19 protein-coding genes and 1 pseudogene are annotated in these 24759 nt (G+C 65.2%); 8 read left to right on the top strand and 12 right to left on the bottom strand.

Annotation, left to right across the window (positions count from 1 at the left end):
- Positions 1–67: 67 nt before the first annotated feature.
- The 7 genes from cheW to flhD form a co-directional block, all read right to left on the bottom strand.
- A complete protein-coding gene (gene cheW / locus ACUTAG_RS27690) occupies positions 68–568 on the bottom strand; it encodes a chemotaxis protein CheW (RefSeq protein ID WP_006387513.1) in 501 nt (166 codons plus the stop codon).
- A 15-nt stretch (positions 569–583) separates the two neighbouring features.
- On the bottom strand, positions 584–2725 hold the full coding sequence (gene cheA, locus ACUTAG_RS27685) for a chemotaxis protein CheA (protein ID WP_148319471.1): 2142 nt from the start codon (positions 2723–2725) through the stop codon (positions 584–586).
- Positions 2726–2754: 29 nt separating this feature from the next.
- Positions 2755–3135 (bottom strand): response regulator, encoded by a 381-nt coding sequence (locus ACUTAG_RS27680; protein ID WP_006387511.1) that lies wholly within the window; start codon positions 3133–3135, stop codon positions 2755–2757.
- A gap of 2 nt (positions 3136–3137) precedes the next feature.
- Entirely contained in the window at positions 3138–4127 is a 990-nt protein-coding gene (gene motB / locus ACUTAG_RS27675) for a flagellar motor protein MotB (protein ID WP_006387510.1), read from the bottom strand.
- 11 nt (positions 4128–4138) lie between these two features.
- Complete coding sequence (motA, locus tag ACUTAG_RS27670) at positions 4139–5008, bottom strand: flagellar motor stator protein MotA (RefSeq protein ID WP_006387509.1); 870 nt, start codon at positions 5006–5008, stop codon at positions 4139–4141.
- A gap of 117 nt (positions 5009–5125) precedes the next feature.
- Positions 5126–5707: a flagellar transcriptional regulator FlhC gene (gene flhC / locus ACUTAG_RS27665; protein WP_006387508.1), complete on the bottom strand. Its 582-nt coding sequence runs from the start codon at positions 5705–5707 to the stop codon at positions 5126–5128.
- Positions 5708–5738: 31 nt separating this feature from the next.
- Positions 5739–6062 (bottom strand): flagellar transcriptional regulator FlhD, encoded by a 324-nt coding sequence (gene flhD / locus ACUTAG_RS27660; protein WP_006219025.1) that lies wholly within the window; start codon positions 6060–6062, stop codon positions 5739–5741.
- A gap of 431 nt (positions 6063–6493) precedes the next feature.
- On the opposite strand from flhD, the pseudogene ACUTAG_RS27655 reads away from it, so the two are divergent.
- From ACUTAG_RS27655 to ACUTAG_RS27635, 5 genes and pseudogenes are all read left to right on the top strand, one after another.
- Positions 6494–7256, top strand: a pseudogene (locus tag ACUTAG_RS27655) (RNA polymerase sigma factor FliA).
- A gap of 207 nt (positions 7257–7463) precedes the next feature.
- The gene (locus ACUTAG_RS27650) at positions 7464–9062 is read left to right on the top strand and encodes a methyltransferase regulatory domain-containing protein (RefSeq protein WP_148319469.1); all 1599 of its coding nucleotides are present in this window, start codon (positions 7464–7466) and stop codon (positions 9060–9062) included.
- A gap of 214 nt (positions 9063–9276) precedes the next feature.
- Positions 9277–10956: a flagellin N-terminal helical domain-containing protein gene (locus tag ACUTAG_RS27645; protein WP_148319467.1), complete on the top strand. Its 1680-nt coding sequence runs from the start codon at positions 9277–9279 to the stop codon at positions 10954–10956.
- 397 nt (positions 10957–11353) lie between these two features.
- Positions 11354–12226: a hypothetical protein gene (locus ACUTAG_RS27640; RefSeq protein WP_148319465.1), complete on the top strand. Its 873-nt coding sequence runs from the start codon at positions 11354–11356 to the stop codon at positions 12224–12226.
- 113 nt (positions 12227–12339) lie between these two features.
- The gene (locus ACUTAG_RS27635; RefSeq protein ID WP_006387491.1) at positions 12340–12534 is read left to right on the top strand and encodes a putative motility protein; all 195 of its coding nucleotides are present in this window, start codon (positions 12340–12342) and stop codon (positions 12532–12534) included.
- A 140-nt stretch (positions 12535–12674) separates the two neighbouring features.
- Here ACUTAG_RS27635 and ACUTAG_RS27630 read toward each other — a convergent pair whose 3' ends face one another.
- The 5 genes from ACUTAG_RS27630 to aceE form a co-directional block, all read right to left on the bottom strand.
- Positions 12675–13583, bottom strand: a complete 909-nt coding sequence (locus tag ACUTAG_RS27630) for a LysR family transcriptional regulator (protein ID WP_054485761.1) — start codon at positions 13581–13583, stop codon at positions 12675–12677.
- A 199-nt stretch (positions 13584–13782) separates the two neighbouring features.
- Positions 13783–14556 (bottom strand): SDR family oxidoreductase, encoded by a 774-nt coding sequence (locus ACUTAG_RS27625; protein WP_049055697.1) that lies wholly within the window; start codon positions 14554–14556, stop codon positions 13783–13785.
- A gap of 260 nt (positions 14557–14816) precedes the next feature.
- Complete coding sequence (gene lpdA / locus ACUTAG_RS27620; RefSeq protein ID WP_054485760.1) at positions 14817–16589, bottom strand: dihydrolipoyl dehydrogenase; 1773 nt, start codon at positions 16587–16589, stop codon at positions 14817–14819.
- A 12-nt stretch (positions 16590–16601) separates the two neighbouring features.
- Entirely contained in the window at positions 16602–18269 is a 1668-nt protein-coding gene (gene aceF, locus ACUTAG_RS27615; protein WP_446650413.1) for a dihydrolipoyllysine-residue acetyltransferase, read from the bottom strand.
- A gap of 12 nt (positions 18270–18281) precedes the next feature.
- Positions 18282–20990: a pyruvate dehydrogenase (acetyl-transferring), homodimeric type gene (gene aceE / locus ACUTAG_RS27610; RefSeq protein WP_006387485.1), complete on the bottom strand. Its 2709-nt coding sequence runs from the start codon at positions 20988–20990 to the stop codon at positions 18282–18284.
- A 431-nt stretch (positions 20991–21421) separates the two neighbouring features.
- On the opposite strand from aceE, the gene ACUTAG_RS27605 reads away from it, so the two are divergent.
- Genes ACUTAG_RS27605 through folD form a run of 3 tightly spaced genes read left to right on the top strand, consistent with a single transcriptional unit; the run spans position 21422 to position 24647 of the window.
- Positions 21422–23176 carry a PAS domain-containing sensor histidine kinase gene (locus tag ACUTAG_RS27605; RefSeq protein WP_020927319.1) on the top strand — a complete coding sequence of 585 codons (1755 nt, stop codon included), beginning with the start codon at positions 21422–21424 and terminating at the stop codon, positions 23174–23176.
- Positions 23173–23799, top strand: a complete 627-nt coding sequence (locus ACUTAG_RS27600) for a response regulator transcription factor (RefSeq protein ID WP_020927318.1) — start codon at positions 23173–23175, stop codon at positions 23797–23799. The genes ACUTAG_RS27605 and ACUTAG_RS27600 overlap by 4 nt, the downstream gene beginning before the upstream one ends.
- Complete coding sequence (gene folD, locus ACUTAG_RS27595; RefSeq protein ID WP_054447310.1) at positions 23796–24647, top strand: bifunctional methylenetetrahydrofolate dehydrogenase/methenyltetrahydrofolate cyclohydrolase FolD; 852 nt, start codon at positions 23796–23798, stop codon at positions 24645–24647. The genes ACUTAG_RS27600 and folD overlap by 4 nt, the downstream gene beginning before the upstream one ends.
- Positions 24648–24759 lie beyond the last annotated feature (112 nt).

The following is a 24759-nucleotide window of genomic DNA, read 5'->3' as shown; positions in this document are numbered from 1 at the left end:
TCCTGGGGTGCGCAGCCGCCATGGCCTCTCGCCTGGCCGGCCGCGCGCCCGGACCCCGCAGCTCCGATCAGGAGGCGACCTTCTCCACCAGGGCCATTTCATCGCTGGTCATCATCTTTTCGATGTCGACCAGGATCAGCATGCGTTCGTCGACCGTGCCCAGCCCGGTCAGGTATTCGGTGGACAGGGTGGCGCCGAACTCCGGCGCCGGACGAATCTGGCCGGCGTTGAGCATCAGCACGTCAGAGACGCCGTCGACCACGATGCCGACCACGCGGCGATCGAGGTTGAGGATGATGACGACGGTCTGCTCGTTGTATTCGACGCTGCCCAGGTTGAACTTGATGCGCAGGTCCACGATCGGCACGATGATGCCGCGCAGATTGGTCACGCCCTTGATGAACGGCGGAACATTGGCGATACGGGTCACCGTGTCGGCGTCATAGCCGCGGATCTCCTGCACCTTCAGGATGTCGATGCCGTACTCTTCATCGCCCAGCGTGAACACCAGGAACTCGTTGCCGACATCTTCATTGCGCGCGGCTTGCGCTTGCGGTTTGGCTGCCATGGGGCTATTTCTCCATCAATTCAGAATGGCTTCGGGCTGCGACCAACGCTCACGGTTGGCGCGCGCAAGCGCAAATACGTCGACGATCAGCGCCACGCTGCCATCGCCCAGGATGGTGGCGGCGGAAATGCCGGGGACCTTGCGGTAATTCGACTCGAGATTCTTGACCACCACCTGGTGCTGACCAATCAGGTGATCCACCAATAGTGCAAAGCGGCGGTCCTCGGCCTGCATGATGACGGCAATGGCCTGCGTGGGATCGGTCTGCGCATCGCTGACCGAGAACACGCGATGCATTTCCACCAGCGGCAGGTATTCGCCGCGCACGTGCATGACGCGCTCGTTGCCAGCCACCGAGTAGATCTGGTCGTTGGTCGGCTGCAGCGATTCGGTCACGTGGTTCAGGGGCAGGATGAAGGTTTCCTCGCCCACCCGCACCGACATGCCGTCCAGGATCGCCAGCGTCAGCGGCAGCACGATGCGCGTGGTGGTGCCGTTGCCCGGCTCGCATGAGAGCTGCACGTGGCCGCCCATGTCCTGGATGTTCCGGCGCACCACGTCCATGCCGACACCGCGGCCGGAAATGTCGGTGACCTTTTCAGCCGTGGAGAAGCCCGGCGCGAAGATCAGCTGCCAGATTTCGTCGTCGGGGGAATTCTCGTTGACCGGCAGGCCCTGGGCCATGGCCTTCTTGAGGATCTTCTCGCGGTTCAGGCCGGCGCCGTCGTCACTGACCTCGATCACGATGTTGCCGCCGTTGTGCTGGGCCGACAGCACCAATTGGCCGACCGGGTCCTTGCCGGCGGCGACACGCTTCTCGGGCGTCTCGATACCGTGGTCCAGGCTGTTGCGCACCAGGTGCGTCAACGGGTCGATGATGCGTTCGATCAGGCTCTTGTCCAGTTCGGTGGCGCGGCCGTAGGTCTGCAGTTCGATCTGCTTTCCCATCTTGCCGGCGATGTCGCGCACCAGGCGGGGGAAGCGGCTGAACACGTAGTCCATGGGCATCATGCGGATGGACATGACGGCTTCCTGCAGGTCGCGCGCGTTGCGCTCGAGCTGCTCCATGCCGTTGAGCAGGCGGTCGTGCAGCACCGGATCCAGCGTCGACGCGGTCTGCGCCAGCATGGCCTGGGTGATGACCAGCTCGCCCACCAGGTTGATGACCTGGTCGACCTTTTCCACGCCCACGCGGATCGAGGTGGACTCCTTGTCGGCGTGGGCCGGCGCGGCGGCGGCGCGGCTGGTGCGCGCGGCCTGCGAGATGGCCTCGGCGGCGGCGGCGGACTCGGCCACGGCGGGCGCGGCCGCGACCGGCGCGGCCTCGGGTGCCGCGGCGACCGGCGCAGCGGCCACGGCGGGCGCCGCCGCGGCAGGTTCGTTCGCGGCGGCCGGAGGCGCTTCGCGCGCAATGCTGAGCTGGTCGGCGTCGACGATGAAGCAGCAGACGGCCTCGATGTCATCCGGGGTGCAGGTGCTGTCGACCCAGACGGTCAGCACGCCGTTGGCGCGCTCGCTGGCCTTGACCTGCCCCAGGTTGCCCATTTCCTCGAGCAGCGAGGCTGCGTCCTTGTCGGACACCTTGGTGATGCGCACGCGCAGCGGCAGGCCGGCGGTGTCGGCGGACTCGGCCACCGGAGCCGCCTCGGCCACGGGCGCGGGCGCCGCCACCGGCTCGGGTTCGGGCGCGACCTGCGCCACCGGAGCAGGCGCGGGGGTGGGGGCCGGCGCCGGCGCGGACGCCGCGGCGGGGTCCTTGTGCTCCAGGGCGAGCTGTCTCAACACCGCGCAGATACGCTCAAACACGGCTTCATCGGGCTCTTCGGAGGCCCGGTAGGCATCCAGTTGGCTTTTGAGCACGTCTTTCGTTTCCAAGAAAATATCAATCATGTCCGTGCGCAGCGCCATTTCGCCGCGACGGATCGCATCCAGCAGGTTTTCAAGCAGGTGGGTGGTGCCCGCCAGCTGGTTGAAACAGCCGAACGTCGCCGCGCCGCCCTTGATGGAGTGCGCCGCGCGGAAGATGGCATTGAGCTGTTCGATGTCGGGCGCGCCCACGTCGAGCTCGAGCAGAAGCTGCTCCATTTGCGCGAGCAGCTCGTCCGCCTCGTCGAAAAAGGTCTCGTAAAACTGACTGAGGTCCAATCCAGAACTCATGACCCGTACGCCTTCATAAATGAACTCGCCTATGCGCCGGACTGCTCGTCGAGCAGTTCAGACGCCAATTCCACCAGCACATCGGGATCCACCGGCTTCGAGAGCCAGCCGCATACGCCCAGATCCCGCGCGGCCATCTTGCTGTCCACGTCGTCCTCGGTGGTCAACACCAGCACCGGCACATCCAGGTACTGTTCCTGTTCGCGCAGGCCCTGGATCAGCTGCAGTCCGCCCATCACGGGCATGTTCCAGTCGCTCACCACCAGGTCGACCGGATGGCTTTTCGCCACCTCCAGCGCCTCCTGGCCGTTGCCGGCCGTCAACACCTTCCATCCCGCGCCCGTCAGCGTGGCCTGGACGATCATTCGCATCGTCGCCGAATCGTCCGCCACCAAAATCGTTGCCGCCATTGCTATCGAGCCCCTTCGGCCGCCGGCGTCGCCGCCGGTTCGCCTTGCTTGGTTGCCGTCGTGGCCTGGGCGGCGGCATTCACCGCCTCCACGGCCGTCCCAACCTCGCGGGCATCCTTGGCGCTGACGTCCGCGGCCGCGGCGTTCTCGTTTTCGATGCGCCGCTGGGTGCTCTGATTGAGCACCACCAGGCTGATACGTCTATTAACGGCCGCATACGGATCATCTTTAACCAGGCTCATGCTCGATGACAGGCCCTGGATGCGCATGACCTTGCTTTCGTTCATGCCGCCGGCCACCAGTTCCTGGCGCGAGGCATTGGCACGATCGGCCGAGAGTTCCCAGTTGCTGTAGGCGCGTTCGCCGCGCGCATACTGCGACGCGTCGGTGTGGCCCGAGATGCTGACCTTGTTGGGCAGCTCGTTCAGAACCGGCCCCAATTCCCGCAGGATGTCGCGCATGTACGGCTGCACTTCGGCGCGGCCGGTGGCGAACATGGGGCGGTTCTGGTTGTCGATGATCTGGATCCGCAGGCCTTCGGTGGTCATGTCGATCAGCAATTGGGGCCGGAAGCTTTTCAGCACCGGGCTGTTCTCGATGACGTTTTCCAGCCGCTTCTTGAGGTTTTCCAGCCGATGCTGGTCGCGCCGCTCGGCGTCGCCCTTGGGCTGGGCCTCGACCCGGTTGCCCTGGGCGCGGCGCTCGTCGCCGTCGTTGCGCAGGGGGTCGCGTCCGCCGCCGGGAACCGCGCTGGTCTCGGCCGAACTGCTGGGGCCGCCGGTCAGCGCCACGCGCAGGGGCATGCGGAAGTACTCGGCAATGCCCTTCAGTTCCTCGCGCGGCACGATGCTGATCAGCCACATCACCAGGAAGAACGCCATCATCGCCGTGATGAAGTCGGCGTAGGCGATCTTCCAGCTGCCGCCGTGGTGCCCGCCGCCGTGGACCTTCTTGCGGCGGATCACCACACGGTGGTTGTTTACCGTGCTCATGGCCCGCTCCGTCAGGCCTTGGCGGTGGACTTGGTCTGCCGGACGTGTTCTTCCAGCTCACCGAAAGTCGGGCGCACCGACGAGTACAGCACCTTGCGGCCGAATTCCACCGCCAGCTGGGGCGGATAGCCGTTCATGCTGGCCAGCAGCGTGGTCTTGATGCATTCCAGCACCTTCATGGCCTCGTCGGTGCGGCGCTCGATGCGCGAGGCCAGCGGGCCGACGAAGCCGTAGGCCAGCAGGATGCCCAGGAAGGTGCCGACCATGGCCTTGGAGATCAGGTCGCCGAGAATCGCGGGCGGCTGGTCCACGGCGGCCAGCGCCTTGATCACGCCCAGCACCGCGGCCACGATACCGAACGCGGGCAGGCCGTCGGCCATCTGCCGGATCATGCTGGCAGGCACTTCACGTTCGTGGCGGTAGGTTTCGATTTCCTCGTCCATGAGCGTTTCGATCTCGAACGAGCTCATGTTGCCGCTGATCATGATGCGCAGGTAGTCCGTGATGAACTCCATGAGCTTCTCGTCCTTGGCGATGCGCGGATACTCGCTGAAGATCGGACTGGAGGCCGGATCCTCGATGTGCGATTCGATCGCCATCAGGCCTTCGCGGCGCGCCTTGTTCAGCAACACATACAGGAGCGCCATGAGCTCCATATAGACGTCCTTGCCGTAGCGCGAGCTTTTCAGCGTGTCGGGCAGTGCCTTCTTGACGAGCATCAGCGATTTCTTGCTGTTGCCGGCCAGGAAGGCGCCGAAGGCCGCGCCGAAGATCAGCGTCAACTCGAACGGCTGGTAGAGCGCGCCCATGTGGCCGCCCAGCGCTACGAAGCTGCCGATGACCGACACGATCACCACTAGAAAACCGATAACAATCAACACATCAGGCCCCTGCCAACGAAGTCTAAAACCGGCGTCAATGATCCCCTGTTCCCCCCGTCCCAAAAAGGCGGGTTACGGGGAGTTTTCCAGGGCTTTTGATGTATTTGGACGCGCCGCTCAGGAACGGGCGGCGTCTACGGCTGGCACGGATCGGCTGCCCGCGCGCGCCTTGGCGGCGGCGCGGGTCTTACCGGCCCGGGGTGGCGGACGGCAGATCGCGCACACGAAATCCGACTGGGGATCATGCGCATGCGCGATGAAATGCCCGCCGCACTGGCGGCAGGCGGAAAGTTGCAACATGCCGCTGTCGAAAAACCGCACCAGCATCCAGGCGCGGGTGAAACTGAGCACCGGCTCGGCCGACTCGGCGTTGTCGACGCCGGCGTTCTCGAGATACAAGCGGTAGGCGTCGATGATGGCGCGGATACCCTTGCTGCTGGTACGCGCGTTCAGGAACGAATACACGTTGTAGAACAACGACGAATGAATGTTCGGCAACCAGGTCATGAACCAGTCGACCGAAAAAGGCAGCATGCCCTTCGGTGGCGAGCAGCCGCGGATTTCGCGGTAGAGACGGGCCAGGCGGTCATGGCTGAGGCTGGTTTCCGCCTCCAGCACCTGCAGCCGCGCGCCCAGGGTGATCATGGAGCTGGCTAGCAGGATGTCATCCGCTTCCTGCGAAACGCTCTTGGTGGCCATTGCACGTATCCGAGTGGGAGTCGAGCGGCCGTCAGGCCAGTTCTTCAACAGGTTGCTTGGCCAGCAGGATCGTCGCGTGCGCTTGCTGCAGCGCACCACCCAGCACGTCGTGCGTCAGGGCAGACAGCAGGCTGTAGTCATCGAAACGGAAGCGGCACAGGAGCGAGCTGGAACTGGCCAGCTTCACCAGCTGGGCCGGAGAAAGACGCATCAGGATATCGGCAACCTCGTTGCTGAAACCCAGGCGGAACATCGATGCAGCATAGTCATCGCGCAGCATGCGCTGCGCGAGAAGTAGATAGGACAGATTCACTTCACGGATATCTGCCAGCAAAGAATTTTCGACTTGTTGCACGCCCGACTCCCTATTCCCTATCCCACCGAAGGGGCTTGATAACCAAAAGCATTTGGCAACATCTGTTGCACCCTGCCCGCTGCATCCTGTTTTAATGCGAAATGTATCATTTGTTCGCAATTTAAGTAAAATTTACCACAGGTCATGTCATTTTCTATGACTTATATGACAAATCTTTGTTGATATTGCGCAACTTGAGACTTTAGATACACCTTGACATAGAAAGTCCTCACAAATGTACGTCAATTTGGCAAATAAGCATTCAAAACGTTGCGTGCTTTAAGGAATGAAATACCGTCTTTTACCGACAATGACACCTTGCCGATGACAGAATCTTGCTAGCTTTAGCGCAGCCGCGCGTTTGTCGACAATGTCGCAAATTGACAACAACCGACAATGCGTCACGATGGACACCGCCTGACACTCCCGCAATGCCCCACGCAGATGACAGCTTGGTCGAATATGCCCCGCTAGTGCGGAAGCTGGCCCTGCAATTGCTCGCCCGGCTGCCCGCCAGCGTCGAACTGGACGACCTGATCCAGGCCGGCATGATCGGCCTGCTGGACGCCGTGCGGCGTTACCAGGAAACGGCCGACGCGCAGTTCGAGACCTACGCCACCACCCGCATCCGCGGCGCCATGCTCGATGAGCTGCGCGGCCAGGATTGGTCTGCCGCGCAGCGTGCGCGCCAAGGCCCGCAAGATCGAACAGGCCATCCAGTCGCTGGAACAGCGACTGATGCGCGCGCCCACGGAAGCCGAGATCGCCCAGCAGATGGAGATCCCGCTGAACGAATATCAGACGCTTCTGCACGACGCGCAGGGTGTGCAGATCGTCCACTACGAGGATTTCGCGACCGAACCCGATACGGGCTCGGGCTCCGGCCAGTCCGACTGGACCGCCACGCTGAACCACGGCGCGGCCAGCGGCAATCCGCTCGATTCCCTGCTGGCCGGTGATTTCCGCCAGGCGCTGATCCACGCCATCGACTCGCTGCCCGACCGCGAGAAGCTGTTGTTGTCGTTGTGCTACGAGCAAGGCCTGAACCTGAAGGAAATCGGCGCGATCATGAACGTGACCGAGGCCCGCGTCTGCCAGCTGCGCTCGCAGGCCACCGCCCGCATCCGCGCCAAGCTGCGCGAACAGGCCTGGCAGGACCTGCCCCAGGAAGGGCAGATCGCGCAGATCATCTGAGGCCGCGCACGTTCGTGCCGCCGTGGCCCGTACAAGTCCGGGACCAGTCTGGATCGAACTCCGACCCGACGAAACCCGGGATCTTTCCGCCCTTTTTCAAGCCTTCCGCATCCACCATCGGCTGATAGGCTGTCGCCTGCACAATGCCTTTGCCTACGCGCGCGACCAAGCGGCCAAAGTTGCGGCCGCCTCGACACGGACTCCAAGATGACCGAACCCGATCTGTTGAACCAGGCGATTTCCGACGCCTACGACGAAACGCCCTACCTTTCCAACGCCTTGCTCCAAACCGCGCCAGGCCACCTGCGGGCGGTAGCGCGTCTGTATGGATTGGATTCGGCGCCGCTGGCGGGCGCCCGCGTCCTGGAATTGGGCTGCGCCGCCGGCGGCAACCTGATCCCGTTCGCCGTGGCCCACCCGAACGCGCAGGTCATCGGCATCGACCTGTCACCGGAACAGGTCAACGCGGGACGCGAAGTGGTGGAAAAACTCGGCCTGCGCAACCTGGACCTGCGGGCCTTGAGCATCACCGATATTGACGACAGCCTGGGCAAGTTCGACTACATCATCTGCCATGGCGTCTTCAGCTGGGTGCCGCCTGTCGTGCGCGAGGCCATCCTGCGTGTCTGCCGCGACAACCTGGCGCCCGAGGGCATCGCCTTCATCAGCTACAACGTCTACCCCGGCTGGAAAACGTCGGATATCTTGCGCGACGCCATGCAGCTCAACAGTTTCTCGGCCACCACGCCAGCGGAAAAGCTGAAGAAGGCCAAGGAAATGCTGGGTCTGCTCCAACATGGGTTATCAACCAATAACCTGATGCGCGAGGCGATCAGCAAGGCCGCACACACCCTGAGCCAGCAGCCGGATCATTATCTTTTCCACGAATACCTGGAAATGATCAATTCGCCCTGCTATTTCCTGGAGTTCGTCGCCAGTATCCAGCAGGCTGGCCTGGCTTATGTCAGCGATGTCCAGCCGGAAGGCTCGTTCCCCTCCAATTACGGCGGGGCCACGGCGAACGCGCTCGCCGCCATGTCCGGCGATGCCGATCGCGTCATGCGCGAGCAATATCTGGATTTCGCGGTGGGCCGGCCATTCCGCCAGAGTCTGCTTGTCCATGCCGAGCGTGCCGACCAGATCCTGGAACGGCCCGAAGCCAGCCACTTCTCTTCCATGCTGTTTTCCGCCCAATTGCGGCCGGACACGGAACGCGATCGGGCCGAGCCTGGCCACCGGCATTTCCGCACACCTGGCAACGCCGGCCTGGCGACGCAGGATCCATCACTAGTCGCGCTGATCGAGGTGCTGCAGGAACACTGGCCCGCTCCGATTGCGTTCGAACAAGCCCAACGCGTCGTCGCATGCCAGTCGCCCCATACCGGAGACGCCCTGGAACACGCCACGCTGTTGCATCTGATTACGCTGTTCAACTGCGGCGGGCTGCGTTACCGATGCGAGCCGATCGGCTATGGCAACGATTCGACCAAACCTAGACTGATCCCCGGCGTCCGGGAATTGATCGCCGCCAGCAGCGAGAAAACACTGCAGGTGGGCCTGTACAACCTCTGGCACCAACATGTGAACCTGAGTACCGACCCTGCCACCCGCTATGTCGCCACATTGCTGGACGGTTCGCTGTCCCAGGCCGAAATCCGGACACAATTGCGGGATGCCCTGACAGCGGGCCGCGTTCCCCACCCGGATGGCCTTGCGCTCAAAGGCGCGCGTAACGTAGACGCCGTCGCTCAGGAACTGCTTGTACGCATCTTGGGCGCGTTTCGGTCGATCGGCTTGCTGCTCTGACCCCCAGCCCTCTACCTCGCCGGGATGAGCCTGGCCCGGCGGGGAAATGAAAAAAAGCGAAAACTCAAAAAAACTCCTAAAGATTGTTTTTGGCCTGCCGTAATCCTGGCAACGGAGAAATTCGAGGACGCAAGGATTCGGATTCTTCCCGTTACAACGATGGGCGGCCCCGCTGCCCGGTTTGAAGAAGCCTTTCTCTCTTGGGAGCCTGAACATGGCTGCAGTTATCAACACCAACTACTTGTCGCTGGTTGCTCAGAACAACCTGAACAAGTCGCAATCCGCCCTGGGTACCGCCATCGAACGCCTGTCGTCCGGCCTGCGCATCAACAGCGCCAAGGACGACGCCGCCGGTATGGCCATTGCCAACCGTTTCACCGCGAACGTCAAGGGTCTGACCCAAGCCGCCCGCAACGCCAACGACGGCATCTCGCTGGCCCAGACGACGGAAGGCGCCGCCTCCGAAATCAACACCCACCTGCAGCGCGTCCGCGAACTGTCGGTGCAGGCCGCCAACGGCAGCTACTCGCAAGAGCAGCTCAACTCGATGCAGGACGAAATCAACCAGCGTCTGTCGGACATCGACCGCATCTCGCAACAAACCGACTTCAACGGCGTGAAGGTCCTGTCGGGCAACGCCAAGCCGCTGACGCTGCAAGTCGGCGCCAACGACGGTGAAACCATCACCCTGAACCTGACCGAAATCAGCGTCAAGACGCTGGGCCTGGACGGCTTCAACGTGAACGGCACCGGCGTGACGCAAAACCGCACCGCCACCGTGTCCGACCTGCAAGCTGCGGGTGCCCCCCCCCCGGCCGCTGGTAATGACTGGACCGTCACCACGAATCACGCCGCTGCAACCGCCGAACAAGCCTTCGGTAAGCTGGAAAACGGCAATACGGTGTTGACGGGCGGTACGACCTATACGTACGACGCTGCTAATGGCAATTTCACCTTCGAGAACCAGACCGCTGACGCCACGGCCCTGACCAAACTGGCCACGTCGCTGACCCCGGCCACCGGCACGGTCACTGGCACCTATGCCAACAAGGGATCGGCTGCTACGACGTTCGAAGTCGACGCAACGGGTAAGGTGACCATCGGCGGTAAAGCAGCCTATCTGGCTGCCACCGGTGAACTGTCCACTAACAATCCTGGCGGTACCGGCACGCAAGCCACGCTGAACGGCGTTTTGACCGCTACGAGTAGCGCCGCTGTCGGTGGCGCGAGCGTCACTCTCGGTGGCAAGACCTTCAATAGCAGCGGTGGTGCCGGCGTAGTGACTTATACGGACACGATTGCCAAGGATGCTCTGTTGGCCACGTTCAAGGCTGATGCTACAGCCTCTACGAACAACGTAATCACGCTGGGGCAAGGCATTACTAGCGCGAAGTTGAACTTCACGGCCGGCGCCTCTGACAACACTTGGGTTGACGACGCAGGTACTTTCACCAAGACCCCGAGCTTCACCACCACCTACACCGTCGATCCGAACACGGGCAAAGCCACGGTCAAGAGCGGCACGGGCACCGGCGACTACGCTCCCAAGATCGGCGCCACCGCCTACGTCAATTCCTCGGGCAAGCTGACCACGGAAACGACCAGCAAGGGCGACAAGACGTCCGATCCGCTGAAGACGCTGGACGCCGCCTTCACCAAGCTGGACAAGCTGACGGGCGAACTGGGCGCTGTGCAGAACCGCCTGGAATCGACCATCGCCAACCTGAACAACGTCGTGAACAACCTGTCGTCGGCCCGCTCGCGTATCCAAGACGCGGACTACGCCACGGAAGTGTCGAACATGTCGAAGGCTCAGATCCTGCAACAGGCTGGCACCTCGGTTCTGGCGCAAGCCAACCAAGTGCCGCAAACCGTTCTGTCGCTGCTGCGTTAATCACGCCGCAACGCCTGACGGTTGGGCAAGGCGGGCCGCAAGGCCTGCCCTGCCAGCCTCCCGCACCGGGTGCCCAGCACCCGGTCGTAAAACAAGCCGGCGCAAGCCGGCTTGTTTGCATTCGCGCCCTCCCCAGGTCCACCCCAAGGCTGGCAACGCGCCATCGGGCCGCGGTTTGCACGCCTTCGGCGCTTCATTCCCCGCACCTCCTTCGTCCCGGCCGCGCTTGCGCCGTTGCCCGCGCGCGTGGATTGCCGCTGCGAACCGGGCCCGCGAATCGCCCGGATTTCCAAGCGATCGTGGAAGGTGGCTTTTTGCCACCTTCTCGCTTTTTTGAGACACGCCGCGGGCCTTCATAATTGCCCTCGCACGCTTTTGTATCTATATTTTTCGTAATATGACCACCACGCCTCCCGATCCACTCGCTACGCGGCATGACGGCACCACGGATCAAGACGACCAGGCGCCGGTGGACCCCCACACCCAGCGCCTGCGCGAAGAGAACCGCGCCTTGCGCGAACTGCTGGCCGCGCAGGTCCAGGCTTCGATCCCGCGCCGTCCCGGCCCGCTCAAGCGGCTGGGCTGGTGGCTGATCAGCGCGCCCGGCGCCGCCCTGGTCGGCTGGCGCAGCCTGGTGGGCCGTGAAGACGCCACGCCGATCACCGGCAAACGGGTGGGCTACGCCACGCTGACGGTGCTCTACACCCTGGCGATCTATGGCGCGCTGGTGCTGCTGGTGGTTTCCTGGAGCACGCCCGATGCCGGGCGCACGGGCGCATCCGCCGCCGGTCCGGTGCGCGTACCCCTGGGCGCGCCGCCGGGCGTGGGACCGGAGGCTGCCCGGTCGTCGGACCCGCGCTCGCCCGCGGCTCCGATTGCGCCGCGCACCGCCGATGCTCCCCCGCCGCAGCCGGGCGCCACGGACAGCGTCCCCCCTTCCGCCGCGCCGTCGCCTGACGACGCCGCGCCGACGCCGCACACCCAGGGCCAGTCCGCCGCGAGCGCGGCGCCCGCCGCAGCCGCCATCCCGGCCCGCGAAGGCGCCGCTCCGCACGCGGACAGCCCCGCCATGCCCAAGCCCACGTTGCGCATCACCGAGATCCCCGCCGAGAATCCGCATGCCTGGGTCGACAACCTGAAAGCCGAACTGGCGCGCTGCGCCACGCTGGGTTTTTTCGAACGCCCCGATTGCGCCTGGGCGGCGCGCAAGCAGTATTGCGGCCCGAACCAGGGCTGGGGCGCCGTCAAGGAATGTCCGGCCCAACCCTGACCCTGCGCAATCTTCGTCCGAGAATTTCACCGCGAGACGTTGAAGTACGCAATAATCACGCATAATCCATCTGTCCCGGACGCCGTCCGGCAAGCCTCACAGGACTCCCCACCATGGATCTTTCCGTCAGCAACACCGTGAACACCGGCCTGGCCATGCGTGATGCGCAGCTGATGCAGGAAGTCCAGGCCCGCGTCACCAAGAAAGCCATCAACGCCCAGGCCGACACGGTCGCCACGCTGATGCAGTCCCTGCCGGTCGTCGCCATCGACGGCAAGATCGGCACCCGCATCAATACCCAGGCATAAATCGCCCTGGCGCGCGGCAACGATTGCCGCGCTCCCTTCGCTTTGGCGCGCCTTCTTCGTGCGCCGCCCTTTTGCGCCGCCTTTTCGCGCCGCCCTCTCGCGCCCCCTTTCGCCTCCCCTGTCCGCCCCGGCTCACGCCGTCAGGCCTCCAGGTGCCTGCGCATCAATTCCTCGAACCACTCCAGGAACACCGCCAACCGGCGCGAACGCTGCCGCCGGTGCGGATACAGCAATGCCACCGGCATGGGCGCGGCGCGATGCGCCGGCATGACTTCCACCAGTTCGCCCGCTTCCAGCAGGTCCTGCACGTCGAAGCGCGGAATCTGGATCAGCCCCAGGCCCGCCAGGCAGCAGGCGATATAGCTTTCGGCGTTGTTCACCACCACCCGGCTGGGCACCGCGATGAGCCGGCGGCCGCCGTCGTCGCCCACCACCTCCCAGGGTAGTTCGCGCCCCGTGGTGGGCGAGGCGTAGCCCACCATCCAATGCCCCGCCGGCAATTCGTCCGGCGCATGGGGCACGCCCTGGTCGCGCAGATAGGCGGGACTGGCGCAATTGACCAGGCCGATATTGCCCAGCGGCCGCGACACCAGGCTGCTGTCGTGCAGCGCGCCGACGCGCACCGCGCAGTCGACGCCTTCCTGGATCAGGTCGATGGCGCGGTCGCTGGACCCCAGCGCCAGTTGCAATCGGGGGTGGCGCCGCAGCAGGCCCGGCAGCGCCGGCGCCACCAGGCGGCGCGCGATGCGGCTGGGCACGTCGACGTTGAGCCGGCCGGACACCTGGCGCTGGCTTTGCTGGAACAGGTGGTCGATGTCCTCGACTTCGGACAGCAGCGGCCGCAAGCGCTCCAGCAACTGGGCGCCATCGGCGGTCAGGCGCACCTGGCGCGTGGTCCGGTGCAGCAGCCGCGCGCCCAGTTGCGCTTCCAGCTGCTGGACGGCGGCCGAGACGGAAGCGCGCGGCAGCTCCAGCGCGTTGGCGGCCTTGATGAAACTGCCCATCTCCGCCACTTGCGCGAAGACGCGATACTGTTCGAACCTGTCCATGCTCCCCCGGTTTGCGGCAGTGCCGGCGGCACCCCGCCGCCCGTGACAGCATAGCCGCTCCGGCAGCCGTCGCGGGCATCCGACGGCGGCTTCGCCCAGCACGCTTCGCCCAGCACGCTTCGCCCAGCACGCTTCGCCCAGCACGCGTCGCCAGGCACGCCCCAAACCGGCGCGTGGGCGGCGGCCCGGGGCTCGATGGTTACTTGGTGGTGTAGCCGCCGTTGATCAGGATGGTCTGGCCAGTGATCCACCAACCGTCGCTGACCAGGTGGCGGATGAACGGCACCACGTCCTCGATGTCGGTCAGGCCGGTCTTGGAGAACGGCGACAGCGCGGCGGCGGTCTTGTGGTACGCCACCGCGTCGGCGCCTTCGGCCGGATAGAAGAACGGCGTATCCATCGGGCCCGGCCCGACCGCCGTGACCGAAATGCCGCGCGCGCCGAACTCCTTGGAGGCCGCGCGGGTGTAGTGCTCGACCGGCGCCTTGGTGCCGGCATAGGCGGCGTAGAACGGCGTGAACGCGCCCAGCAGCGAGGTCACCAGGGTGCAGACCTTGCCGTTGTCGTTGACGTGGCGGCCAGCCTCTTTCAGGAAGAAGAAGGCCGTCTTGGCGTTGACCGCGCTCATCTCGTCGTACTCGGCCTCGCTGATCTCGGTCAGCGGCTTCTTCAAGACCTTGCCGACGGTATTGATGGCGATGTCGGGCCGGCCCACCGCCGCCACCGCGTCGGCGAACAGCTTCTCGACCGCGCCGGCGGTGGTCAGGTCGGCCTGCAGCGCCACCGCCTTGGCGCCGGCGGCCTGGATCGCGGCCACGGTGGCGTCGGCGTCTGCCTTGGACGCCGCGCTGTTGTAGTGGATGGCGACGGCCTTGGCGCCCTGCTGCGCCAGGTCACGGGCGATCAGGCCGCCCAGGTTCTTGGCGCCGCCAGCGATCAGTACGACTTTGCCCTTGATGGAATGGTCTGCCATGGAAAATCTCCCGCATGTGTCGATGGAGATTCGATTCTAGGCAGCCGCGCGGGCCGGATCAGCCGGGTGCGACCGGATAGATTATCCAGAAAACCGTACCAATCATGGCCCGGCCGGCGGGTGGTTCGCGGCTCGCCCTCCGCGCAGTGACTGCGGGCGTCACGGCAAGGGGCCCCCAATGAAAACAGCCCGAAGGCCTTTGGGCGCTTCGGGCTGCGGTGCCGGCGTCCGGATCCGAAGATCCGGCGAGCCACGGCGATCTACTTCTTCTTCATCGGCGGCAGGTCGGTGCACACGCCTTCGGCCACTTCGGCCGCCATGCCCACCGATTCACCCAGCGTCGGGTGCGGGTGGATGGTCTTGGCGATGTCGATGACGTCCGCGCCCATTTCCACGGCCAGCGCCACTTCGCTGATCAGGTCGCCGGCATGGGTGCCGACGATGCCGCCGCCCAGGATGCGGTGCGTCTCGGCGTCGAACAGCAGCTTGGTGAAGCCTTCGTCGCGGCCGTTGGCGATGGCGCGGCCGGAAGCGGCCCACGGGAACACGCCCTTCTCGACCTTGATGCCCTGCTTCTTGGCCTCGTCTTCGGTCAGGCCGACCCAAGCCACTTCCGGATCGGTGTAGGCCACCGACGGAATCACGCGGGCGTCGAAGAACGACTTCTGGCCGGCGGCGGCTTCGGCCGCCACATGGCCCTCATGCACCGCCTTGTGCGCCAGCATCGGCTGGCCGACGATGTCGCCGATAGCGAAGATGTGCGGCACGTTGGTGCGCATCTGGCGATCGACCTCGATGAAGCCGCGGTCGGTCACGGCCACGCCCGCCTTCTCGGCGCCGATCTTCTTGCCGTTGGGGCTGCGGCCCACGGCCTGGAGCACCAGGTCGTAGCGCTGCGGTTCCTTCGGCGCGCCCTCGCCCTCGAACGTGACGTAGATGCCGTCTTTCCGGGCTTCCGCGCCGACCGTCTTGGTCTTGAGCATGATGTTGTCGAAGCGGCCGGCGTTCTTCTTCTGCCAGACCTTGACCAGGTCGCGGTCGGCGCCCTGCATCAGGCCGTCCAGCATTTCCACCACGTCCAGGCGCGCGCCCAGCGTGGAATACACCGTGCCCATTTCCAGGCCGATGATGCCGCCGCCGATGATCAGCATCTTCTTGGGGATTTCACGCAGCAGCAAGGCGCCGGTGGAATCGACGATGCGCTCGTCCTGCGGCAGGAACGGCAGCTTCACCGACTGGCTGCCGGCGGCGATGATGGCCTGCTTGAAGCGGATGGTCTGCGACTTGCCGTCGGCGCCCTTGACCGCCAGGTGGTTGGCATCGGCGAATTCGCCCACGCCGGTCACCACGGTGACCTTGCGCGCCTTGGCCATGCCGGCCAGGCCGCCGGTCAGCTTGGCGACCACGCTGTCCTTGTAGCCGCGCAGCTTGTCCAGGTCGATCTTGGGCTCGCCGAAGCTGATGCCGTGGGCGGCCAGTTCGCGCGCCTCGTCGATGATGGCGGCGTTGTGCAGCAACGCCTTGGACGGGATGCAGCCCACGTTCAGGCAGACGCCGCCCAGCGTGGCGTAGCGTTCGACCAGCACCACGGACAGGCCGAGGTCGGCGGCGCGGAAGGCGGCCGAATAGCCGCCGGGGCCCGCGCCCAGCACCAGCATGTCGTACTCGGCGTCGGCCGAGCCCTTGAAGGTCGCGGCGGCGGGGGCCGCGGCGGCCGGCTTGGCCTCGGCCTTGGGGGCTTCGGCCTTCGGCGCGTCAGCCTTGGGCGCTTGCTTGGCGGCCGGGGCGGCGTCGGACGCCTCGACTTCCAGGACCACCGAGCCTTCGGCGACCTTGTCGCCGACCTTGACGTTGATGGACTTGACCACGCCGCCCGTGGAGGCGGGGATTTCCATCGAGGCCTTGTCGGACTCGACCGTGATCAGGCTCTGCTCGGCCTTGATCGTATCGCCCACGGCGACCAGCACCTCGATGACCTCGACTTCCTTGAAGTCACCGATGTCCGGCACTTTGATTTGAACGGTATTGCTCATGGGGCTCCCCGTTTACAGCGCGATGCGGCGGAAGTCGGCCAGCAAGGCGCCCAGATAGGCGTTGAAGCGGGCAGCGGCGGCGCCGTCGATGACGCGGTGGTCATAGGACAGCGACAGCGGCACGATCAGGCGCGGCACGAACTGCTTGCCGTCCCAGACGGGCTTGTGCGACGAACGCGACACGCCCAGGATGGCCACTTCGGGCGCATTGATGATGGGCGTGAACGACGTGCCGCCGATACCGCCCAGCGACGAGATCGAGAAGCAGCCGCCCTGCATTTCGGCGGGCGAGATCTTGCCTTCGCGCGCCTTTTTGGACAGGTCGGTCATCTCCTGGGCGATCTGCAGAATGCCCTTCTTGTCGGCATCGCGGATCACCGGCACCACCAGCCCGTTGGGCGTGTCGGCGGCGAAGCCGATGTGGTAGTACTGCTTGAGCACCAGGTTGTCGCCGTCCAGCGAGGCGTTGAACTCGGGGAACTTCTTCAGGGCCGCGACCACGGCCTTGATCAGGAAGGCCAGCATCGTGACCTTGATGCCCGACTTCTCGTTTTCCTTGTTCAGCGTGACGCGCAGCGCTTCCAGGTCGGTGATGTCCGCTTCGTCGTTGTTGGTGACGTGCGGGATCATGACCCAGTTGCGGTGCAGGTTCGCGCCGGAGATCTTCTTGATGCGCGACAGCGGCTTGGCTTCGATCGGGCCGAACTTGGTGAAGTCGACCTTGGGCCACGGCAGCAGGCCCAGCGCGGCGCCATCGGCCGAACCGCCGGCGGCGGCCGGGGCGGCGCCCGAGGCCAGCGCGGTCTTGACGAAACCGCGCACGTCGTCGGCGGTGATGCGGTCCTTGGGACCGGTGCCCTTGACCTTGCTCAGGTTCACGCCCAGTTCGCGGGCGAACTTGCGCACCGACGGCGAGGCATGCGGCAGCTGGCCGGGCTTGAGGTTGGCGTCTTCCAGCGCGGCGGCCGGCGCCGGGCGCGAGCCGACGGCGGGCGTGGCCGGGGCCGCGGGCGCTTCCGCCTTGGAGGCCGGGGCTTCCGACCTGGCCGGCGCGGTTTCGGCCTTGGCAGCCGGCGCGGCGGCGGCGGCGGGCGCGCTGCCTTCCACCACGACCACGACCGAGCCCTTGGCGACCTTGTCGCCGACCTTGACCTTCACTTCCTTGACCACCCCGCCCTGCGAGGCCGGGATCTCCATCGAGGCCTTGTCGGACTCGACGGTGATCAGGCTCTGCTCGGCCTTGATGGTGTCGCCCACGGCGACCATGACTTCGATGACTTCTACTTCCTTGAAGTCGCCGATGTCCGGCACTTCGATCTCGACCGGACCGCTGCTGGCGGCCGGCGCGGCAGCCTCGGCCTTGGCGGCGGGCGCGGCGGCGGCAGCCTGCTTGGGCGCTTCGGCCTTGGGTTCTTCCTTGGCGGCCGGGGCGGCGGCGTCGGCCGCTTCCACCTCGAGCACCACGGCGCCTTCGGCGACCTTGTCGCCGACCTTGACCGCGATCGACTTCACCACCCCGCCCTGCGAGGCGGGGATTTCCATCGAGGCCTTGTCGGATTCGACGGTAATCAGGCTCTGCTCGGCCTTGATCGTGTCGCCCACCGCCACCAGCACTTCAATGACTTCCACTTCCTTGAAGTCGCCGATGTCGGGAACCTTGATTTGCACGACGTTGCTCATGTCTCTTTACCCTCAGGCGTATTGCGGGTTGGCTTTGTTCGGGTTGATGCCGTACTTCTTGATGGCTTCGGCCACCTTGGCAACCGGCACCTTGCCTTCGTCGGCCAGCGCGCGCAGGGCGGCGACCACGACGAAGTGGCGGTCCACTTCGAAGTGCTCGCGCAGCTTGGCGCGGAAATCCGAACGGCCGAAACCGTCGGTGCCCAGCACCTTGTATTCGCGGCCCTTGGGCACGAACGGACGGATCTGGTCCGCAAACAGCTTCATGTAGTCGGTCGACGCGATGATCGGGCCTTCGGTCTTGGCCAGCTGTTCCGTGACGTAGGCCACCTGTGGCTTCTTCTCGTCAGGGTGCAGCATGTTGTGGCGCTCGGCGTCCAGGCCGTTGCGGCGCAGTTCGGTGAAGCTGGTGACGCTCCACAGGTCCGAGGCCACGCCCCAGTCGGCTTCCAGCAGTTCCTGGGCGGCCATGACTTCGCGCAGGATCGTGCCCGAGCCCATCAGTTGCACGCGGTTCTTGCCCTTGCCGTGCGACTTGAGCTTGTACATGCCCTTGATGATGCCTTCCTCGTCGCCGGCGGTCAGGCCAGGCTGCGGGTAGTTTTCGTTCATCACCGTCAGGTAGTAGTAGACGTTTTCCTGGTCTTCCACCATGCGCTTGAGGCCATGCTGGATGATCACGGCCAGTTCGTGGCCGAAGGTCGGGTCGTACGAGACGCAGTTGGGGATGGTCGAAGCCAGGATGTGGCTGTGGCCGTCTTCGTGCTGCAGGCCTTCGCCGTTGAGCGTCGTGCGCCCGGCGGTGCCGCCCAAGAGGAAGCCGCGCGCCTGCATGTCGCCGGCCGCCCAGGCCAGGTCGCCGATGCGCTGGAACCCGAACATCGAGTAGTAGATGAAGAACGGGATCATGATGCGGTTGTTCGAGGAGTACGACGTGGCCGCCGCGATCCACGAGCTCATCGCGCCCGCTTCGTTGATGCCTTCCTGCAGGAGCTGGCCGTCGGCCGCTTCCTTGTAGTACATGACCTGGTCCTTGTCGACCGGGGTGTACTTCTGGCCTTCCGGCGCGTAGATGCCGATCTGGCGGAACAGGCCTTCCATGCCGAAGGTGCGCGATTCGTCGGCCAGGATCGGCACGACGCGCGGACCCAGCTGCTTGTCGCGCAGCACCTGGTTCAGGATGCGCACGAAGGCCTGGGTGGTGGAGATCTCACGGCCTTCGGCGGTGGGTTCCAACACGGCCTTGAAGGCGTCCAGCGCCGGCGCCTTGAGCTGTTCGTCGGCCTTGGCGCGGCGGCGCGGCAGGTAGCCGCCCAGCGCGGCGCGGCGCTCGTGCAGGTACTTCATTTCGGGCGAGTCGTCGGCCGGCTTGAAGTACGGCAGGTCGGCCAGCTTGTCGTCCGGGATGGGGATGCCGAAGCGGTCGCGGAATTCGCGGATCGAGTCCAGTTCCAGCTTCTTCTGCTGGTGGGTCGGGTTCTTGGCCTGGCCCACGTGGCCCATGCCGTAGCCCTTGATGGTCTTGGCCAGGATGACGGTCGGCTGGCCTTCATGCTTGGAGGCGGCGTCGAACGCGGCGTAGACCTTGTGCGGATCGTGGCCGCCACGGTTCAGGCGCCAGATGTCTTCGTCGCTCATGCGCGACACGGCTTCCAGCAGCTTGGGGTGCTTACCGAAGAAATGCTCGCGCACGAACTTGCCGTCGTTGGCCTTGTACGCCTGGTACTCGCCGTCGACGGTTTCTTCCATGATCTTGCGCAGGATGCCTTCCTTGTCGTGCGCCAGCAGCGGATCCCAATAGCCGCCCCAGATCAGCTTGATCACGTTCCAGCCCGAACCGCGGAAGTCGCCTTCCAGTTCCTGGATGATCTTGCCGTTGCCGCGCACCGGGCCGTCCAGGCGCTGCAGGTTGCAGTTGATGACGAAGATCAGGTTGTCGAGCTTTTCGCGGGCCGCCAGGGCGATGGCGCCGAGCGACTCGGGTTCGTCCATTTCGCCGTCGCCGCAGAACACCCAGACCTTGCGCTTGCTCGTGTCGGCGATGCCGCGGGCGTGCAGGTACTTGAGGAAACGGGCCTGGTAGATGGCCATCAGCGGGCCCAGGCCCATCGACACCGTGGGGAACTGCCAGAAGTCCGGCATCAGCTTCGGATGCGGGTACGAGGACAGGCCCTTGCCGTCCACTTCCTGGCGGAAGTGGTTCAGTTGGTCTTCGGTCAGGCGGCCTTCGAGGTAGGCGCGGCCGTACATGCCGGGCGAGGTGTGGCCCTGGAAGTAGACCAGGTCGCCGCCGTGGTTTTCGTCTTCGGCGTGCCAGAAGTGGTTCTGGCCGCAGCCGATCATGGTGGCCAGCGAGGCGAACGAGGCGATGTGGCCGCCCAGGTCGCCGCCGTCCGGCGGATTGTGCTTGTTGGCCTTGACCACCATGGCCATGGCGTTCCAGCGCACGTACGAGCGGATGCGCGATTCCAGTTCCAGGTTGCCCGGGTGCGCCGGCTCCAGACCGGGCGGAATCGTATTGACGTAAGCGGTGTTGGGCGAGAACGGGATGTGGGCGCCGGAACGACGGGCTTCGTCGATCAGGCGTTCCAGCAGGTAGTGCGCGCGCTGCGGTCCTTCGCGATCAAGGACTGCCGCCAGGGCTTCGAGCCACTCCTGGGTTTCTAGGGTGTCTTCGTCGTTGGCAGCCTGCACGGCGCCAGCCTGGGCGAAAGAGGACATCGTGTGTCTCCTGTTGGGGTTCGTTCGTGACCGCACCCGCTTATTTATCTACTCGCGGACATGCCATGGTAGTCGGGATCATCCGGGCTACCATGCCATGCATGGGTCGGGGTGTTGTGCTAGAGACCAGCTACTCGGGAGCGGTTTCCCTATCAGCCGGCATTCTAAGAAAGAAGATTAACCGGTCGCAAGGAAAATTTCATGTTGCGGTACGGCATTTCATAATGCGAAAATATGAACAGAAGCTGAAAAGGATGGAAGGCACTTTTTTAGCCCATCTCCCTTCTGAAGGGCTTGATTCCCGGCAATTCCCGCCGACACGCACTAAAATGCCCCCCACGCCGCGCCTTCGGCTTGCTGCCCCGCGGGGCCGTTTTCATCTTGAGGCGGCCTGGCGATGAAAAATGCCCGGCCTATCCGGCCCAAATTACATGTCCAGCGCGCCCAAGTCCAATATACCCACGCCGTTCCACGACCACGCCCGCACGCGCCGCCGCGGGGTGTACTGGGTCACGCCCGCGATGGTGCTGATCCTCTATATCTGTGTGATGGGGGTGTTCTTCTGGTTGCAGCGCATCCATGACGACAGCGTCATGTTCGTGACCATCGACCAGGAAATGCGGCAGCAGCGCCTGATCTGGGTGGTGCTGGCGCTGTCGTGCGTGATCGTCATCAGCCTGCTGATGCTGTGGCGCTATACGCGCTTCCGTTCCGCCGCCGAGGCCGCCCTGATCGCCGAGACCGGTTTCCGCCGCGCCATGGAGAACTCCATGTCCACCGGCATGCGCGTGCTGGACATGGAAGGCCGCATCGCCTACGTCAATCCGGCCTTCTGCCGCATGATCGGCTGGAACGAGGCCGACCTGATCGGCCGCAGCCCGCCCTTCCCCTACTGGGTGCCGGGCCGCCATGAACAGCACCAGCACACCCTGGACGTGCTGATGTCCGGAAAGACGCCCAGCAGCGGCCTGGAAGTCGAGGCCCAGCGCCGCGACGGCTCGCGCTTCACAGCGCGCATGTACGTGTCGCCGCTGCTGGACCCCAACGGCAACCAGATCGGCTGGATGACGTCGATGACCGACATCACCGAGCCCAAGCGCATCCGCGAGGCCCTGACCGCCGCGCACGAGCGCTTCATGACGGTGCTGGAAGGCCTGGACGACGCCATCTCGGTCACCGCCGACACCCACGACGGCCTGGAGCTGCTGTTCGCCAACCGCACCTACCGCCGCGTGTTCGGCGCCCAGACCGGCGGCCACGACGAGCTGCTGGCCGGCCGCCGCGGCCGCTTCACGGATGAATCCGTGGAAGTCTTCGCGCCTTCGGTGCAGCGCTGGTTCGAGGTGCATCACCGCATGCTGGCCTGGACCGACGGCCGCCGCGTGCGCATGCAGGTGGCGCGCGACATCACCGAGCGCCGCACCCACGAAGAAGCCTCGCGCGTGCAGCAGGAAAAGATCCAGCTCACCAGCCGCCTGACCACCATGGGCGAGATGGCCTCGTCGCTGGCGCACGAACTGAACCAGCCGCTGACCGCCATCGCCAACTACAGCATGGGCGCGGTGGCCCTGGTCAAGGCCGGCCACACCAGCCCCAACATGCTGCTGCCGGCGCTGGAGAAGGCCGCCTCGCAGGCCGAGCGCGCCGGCAAGATCATCAGCCGCATCCGCGAATTCGTGAAGCGCAGCGAGCCGCGCCGCCAGCGCGTGGCGATCGGCCGCATTGTCGACAACGCCATCGGTTTCGCCGAGATCGACGCCCGCAAGCGCCGCATCCGCATCGACAGCTTCGTGCCGTCGAATGCGCCGGACGTGCTGGCCGACCCGATCCTGATCGAACAGGTGCTGCTGAACCTGCTCAAGAACGGCCTGGAAGCCATGGAAAAGAGCGAGTCCGACGAGCTCAAGGTGGCCGTGATCCTGCACGAGCAGCACATCGAGGTCGCGGTGGTCGACCGCGGCCATGGCCTGGCCGAGCCGGAGCGCCTGTTCGAGCCCTTCTTCAGCACCAAGACCCAGGGCCTGGGCATGGGGCTGAATATCTGCCGTACCATTATCGAATCGCACCACGGCCGCCTGTGGGCGGACCCGAACCCCGCCGGCGGTACTATTTTCCGCTTTACCCTGCCCTGCGCTGCGTCCCAGACGCAGGCCCAGAATGACCAGTCAGAGGAGTTGCACGCATGAACACGCCCCACCTGTCGAGCACGGTATTCATTGTTGATGACGACGAAGCGGTCCGCGATTCGCTGCGCTGGCTGCTGGAGGCCAATGGCTACCGCGTTCGCGCCTACGCCAGCGGCGAGTCGTTCCTGGAAGACTACGACCCCAGCCAGATCGGCGTGCTGATCGCCGACGTGCGCATGCCGGGCATGAGCGGCCTGGAGCTGCAGGAACAGCTGATCGCCCGCAACGCCCCCCTGCCCATCGTCTTCATCACCGGCCACGGCGACGTGCCGATGGCCGTGTCGACCATGAAGAAGGGGGCCGTCGACTTCCTCGAGAAGCCGTTCAACGAATCCGATCTGCGCGAAATCGTGGCGCGCATGCTGGAGCAGGCCACGCAGCGCGTGAGCAAGCACCAGGCCCAGAAAGACCACGAAGCCATGCTGGCGCGCCTGACCGCGCGCGAGCAGCAGGTGCTGGAGCGCATCGTCGCCGGCCGCTTGAACAAGCAGATCGCCGACGACCTCGGCATCAGCATCAAGACCGTCGAGGCGCACCGCGCCAACATCATGGAAAAACTTGAAGTGACCACCGTTGCCGATCTGATGAAAGTGGCTCTGGCCAAACCCGAGGCACACGCATGACCGCTAGGATCATCGACGGCGCCGCCCTGTCGCAGCGCATTCGCGAAGAAGTCGCCCAACGCGTCGCCGCCCTGGCCGCCAAGGGCACCCGCCCCGGCCTGGCCGTGGTGCTGGTGGGCGAAGACCCCGCCTCCCAGGTGTACGTGCGCAACAAGGTCGCGGCGTGCGAGAAGGCCGGCCTGCATTCCGTCAAGGAGCAGTACCCCGCCGACATGACCGAGGCCGAACTGCTGACCCGCATCGACAAGCTGAACCGCGATCCGTCCATCCACGGCATCCTGGTGCAGCTGCCGCTGCCCAAGCACATGGACGCGCACAAGGTCATCGAGGCCATCGCCGCCGAGAAGGACGTGGATGGCTTTCACGTCAGCAACGCCGGCCTGCTGATGACCGGCCAGCCGCTGTTCCGCCCCTGCACGCCCTACGGCGTGATGAAGATGCTGGAATCGGAAGGCGTGGCCCTGCGCGGCGCCGAGGCCGTGATCGTCGGCGCCAGCAACATCGTCGGCAAGCCCATGGCCATGCTGCTGCTGGCCGCCGGCGCCACCATCACCATCTGCAACTCCAAGACCCGCGACCTGGCGGCGCAGACCCGCCGCGCCGACGTGCTGGTGGTGGCCACCGGCAAGCCCGGCATGATCGACGGCTCGATGATCAAGCCCGGCGCGGTCGTCATCGACGTGGGCATCAACCGCGGCGCCGACGGCAAGCTGTGCGGCGACGTCGACTTCGCCTCCGCCAGCCAGGTGGCCGGCGCCATCACCCCCGTGCCGGGCGGTGTCGGCCCCATGACCATCGCCATGCTGCTGGTCAACACCGTCGAAGCGGCGGAACGGGCCGCGGCCTGAAGACCGGTCCCGCGCCCCGCCGTGGCACCCTTGTGGGTTTGCCCCGCGCCCTTCCGGGGGACGGGGGCAAACCCACAGTCGTCTCTGGGCGCGGTGCACGAGACCGGGCGCG

It is taken from the genome of Achromobacter sp. CSND-B12 (assembly GCF_052906545.1).
This window is presented reverse-complemented; position numbering and strand designations above follow the sequence as displayed.

Bases quoted from the DNA above. Each gene is read 5' to 3' on its own strand.
- cheW (WP_006387513.1), bottom strand. From the start codon at position 568: ATGGCAGCCAAACCGCAAGCGCAAGCCGCGCGCAATGAAGATGTCGGC.
- cheA (WP_148319471.1), bottom strand. From the start codon at position 2,725: ATGAGTTCTGGATTGGACCTCAGTCAGTTTTACGAGACCTTTTTCGAC.
- ACUTAG_RS27680 (WP_006387511.1), bottom strand. From the start codon at position 3,135: ATGGCGGCAACGATTTTGGTGGCGGACGATTCGGCGACGATGCGAATG.
- motB (WP_006387510.1), bottom strand. From the start codon at position 4,127: ATGAGCACGGTAAACAACCACCGTGTGGTGATCCGCCGCAAGAAGGTC.
- flhC (WP_006387508.1), bottom strand. From the start codon at position 5,707: ATGGCCACCAAGAGCGTTTCGCAGGAAGCGGATGACATCCTGCTAGCC.
- ACUTAG_RS27650 (WP_148319469.1), top strand. From the start codon at position 7,464: ATGACCGAACCCGATCTGTTGAACCAGGCGATTTCCGACGCCTACGAC.
- ACUTAG_RS27645 (WP_148319467.1), top strand. From the start codon at position 9,277: ATGGCTGCAGTTATCAACACCAACTACTTGTCGCTGGTTGCTCAGAAC.
- ACUTAG_RS27640 (WP_148319465.1), top strand. From the start codon at position 11,354: ATGACCACCACGCCTCCCGATCCACTCGCTACGCGGCATGACGGCACC.
- ACUTAG_RS27635 (WP_006387491.1), top strand. From the start codon at position 12,340: ATGGATCTTTCCGTCAGCAACACCGTGAACACCGGCCTGGCCATGCGT.
- ACUTAG_RS27630 (WP_054485761.1), bottom strand. From the start codon at position 13,583: ATGGACAGGTTCGAACAGTATCGCGTCTTCGCGCAAGTGGCGGAGATG.
- ACUTAG_RS27625 (WP_049055697.1), bottom strand. From the start codon at position 14,556: ATGGCAGACCATTCCATCAAGGGCAAAGTCGTACTGATCGCTGGCGGC.
- lpdA (WP_054485760.1), bottom strand. From the start codon at position 16,589: ATGAGCAATACCGTTCAAATCAAAGTGCCGGACATCGGTGACTTCAAG.
- aceF (WP_446650413.1), bottom strand. From the start codon at position 18,269: ATGAGCAACGTCGTGCAAATCAAGGTTCCCGACATCGGCGACTTCAAG.
- aceE (WP_006387485.1), bottom strand. From the start codon at position 20,990: ATGTCCTCTTTCGCCCAGGCTGGCGCCGTGCAGGCTGCCAACGACGAA.
- ACUTAG_RS27605 (WP_020927319.1), top strand. From the start codon at position 21,422: ATGTCCAGCGCGCCCAAGTCCAATATACCCACGCCGTTCCACGACCAC.
- ACUTAG_RS27600 (WP_020927318.1), top strand. From the start codon at position 23,173: ATGAACACGCCCCACCTGTCGAGCACGGTATTCATTGTTGATGACGAC.
- folD (WP_054447310.1), top strand. From the start codon at position 23,796: ATGACCGCTAGGATCATCGACGGCGCCGCCCTGTCGCAGCGCATTCGC.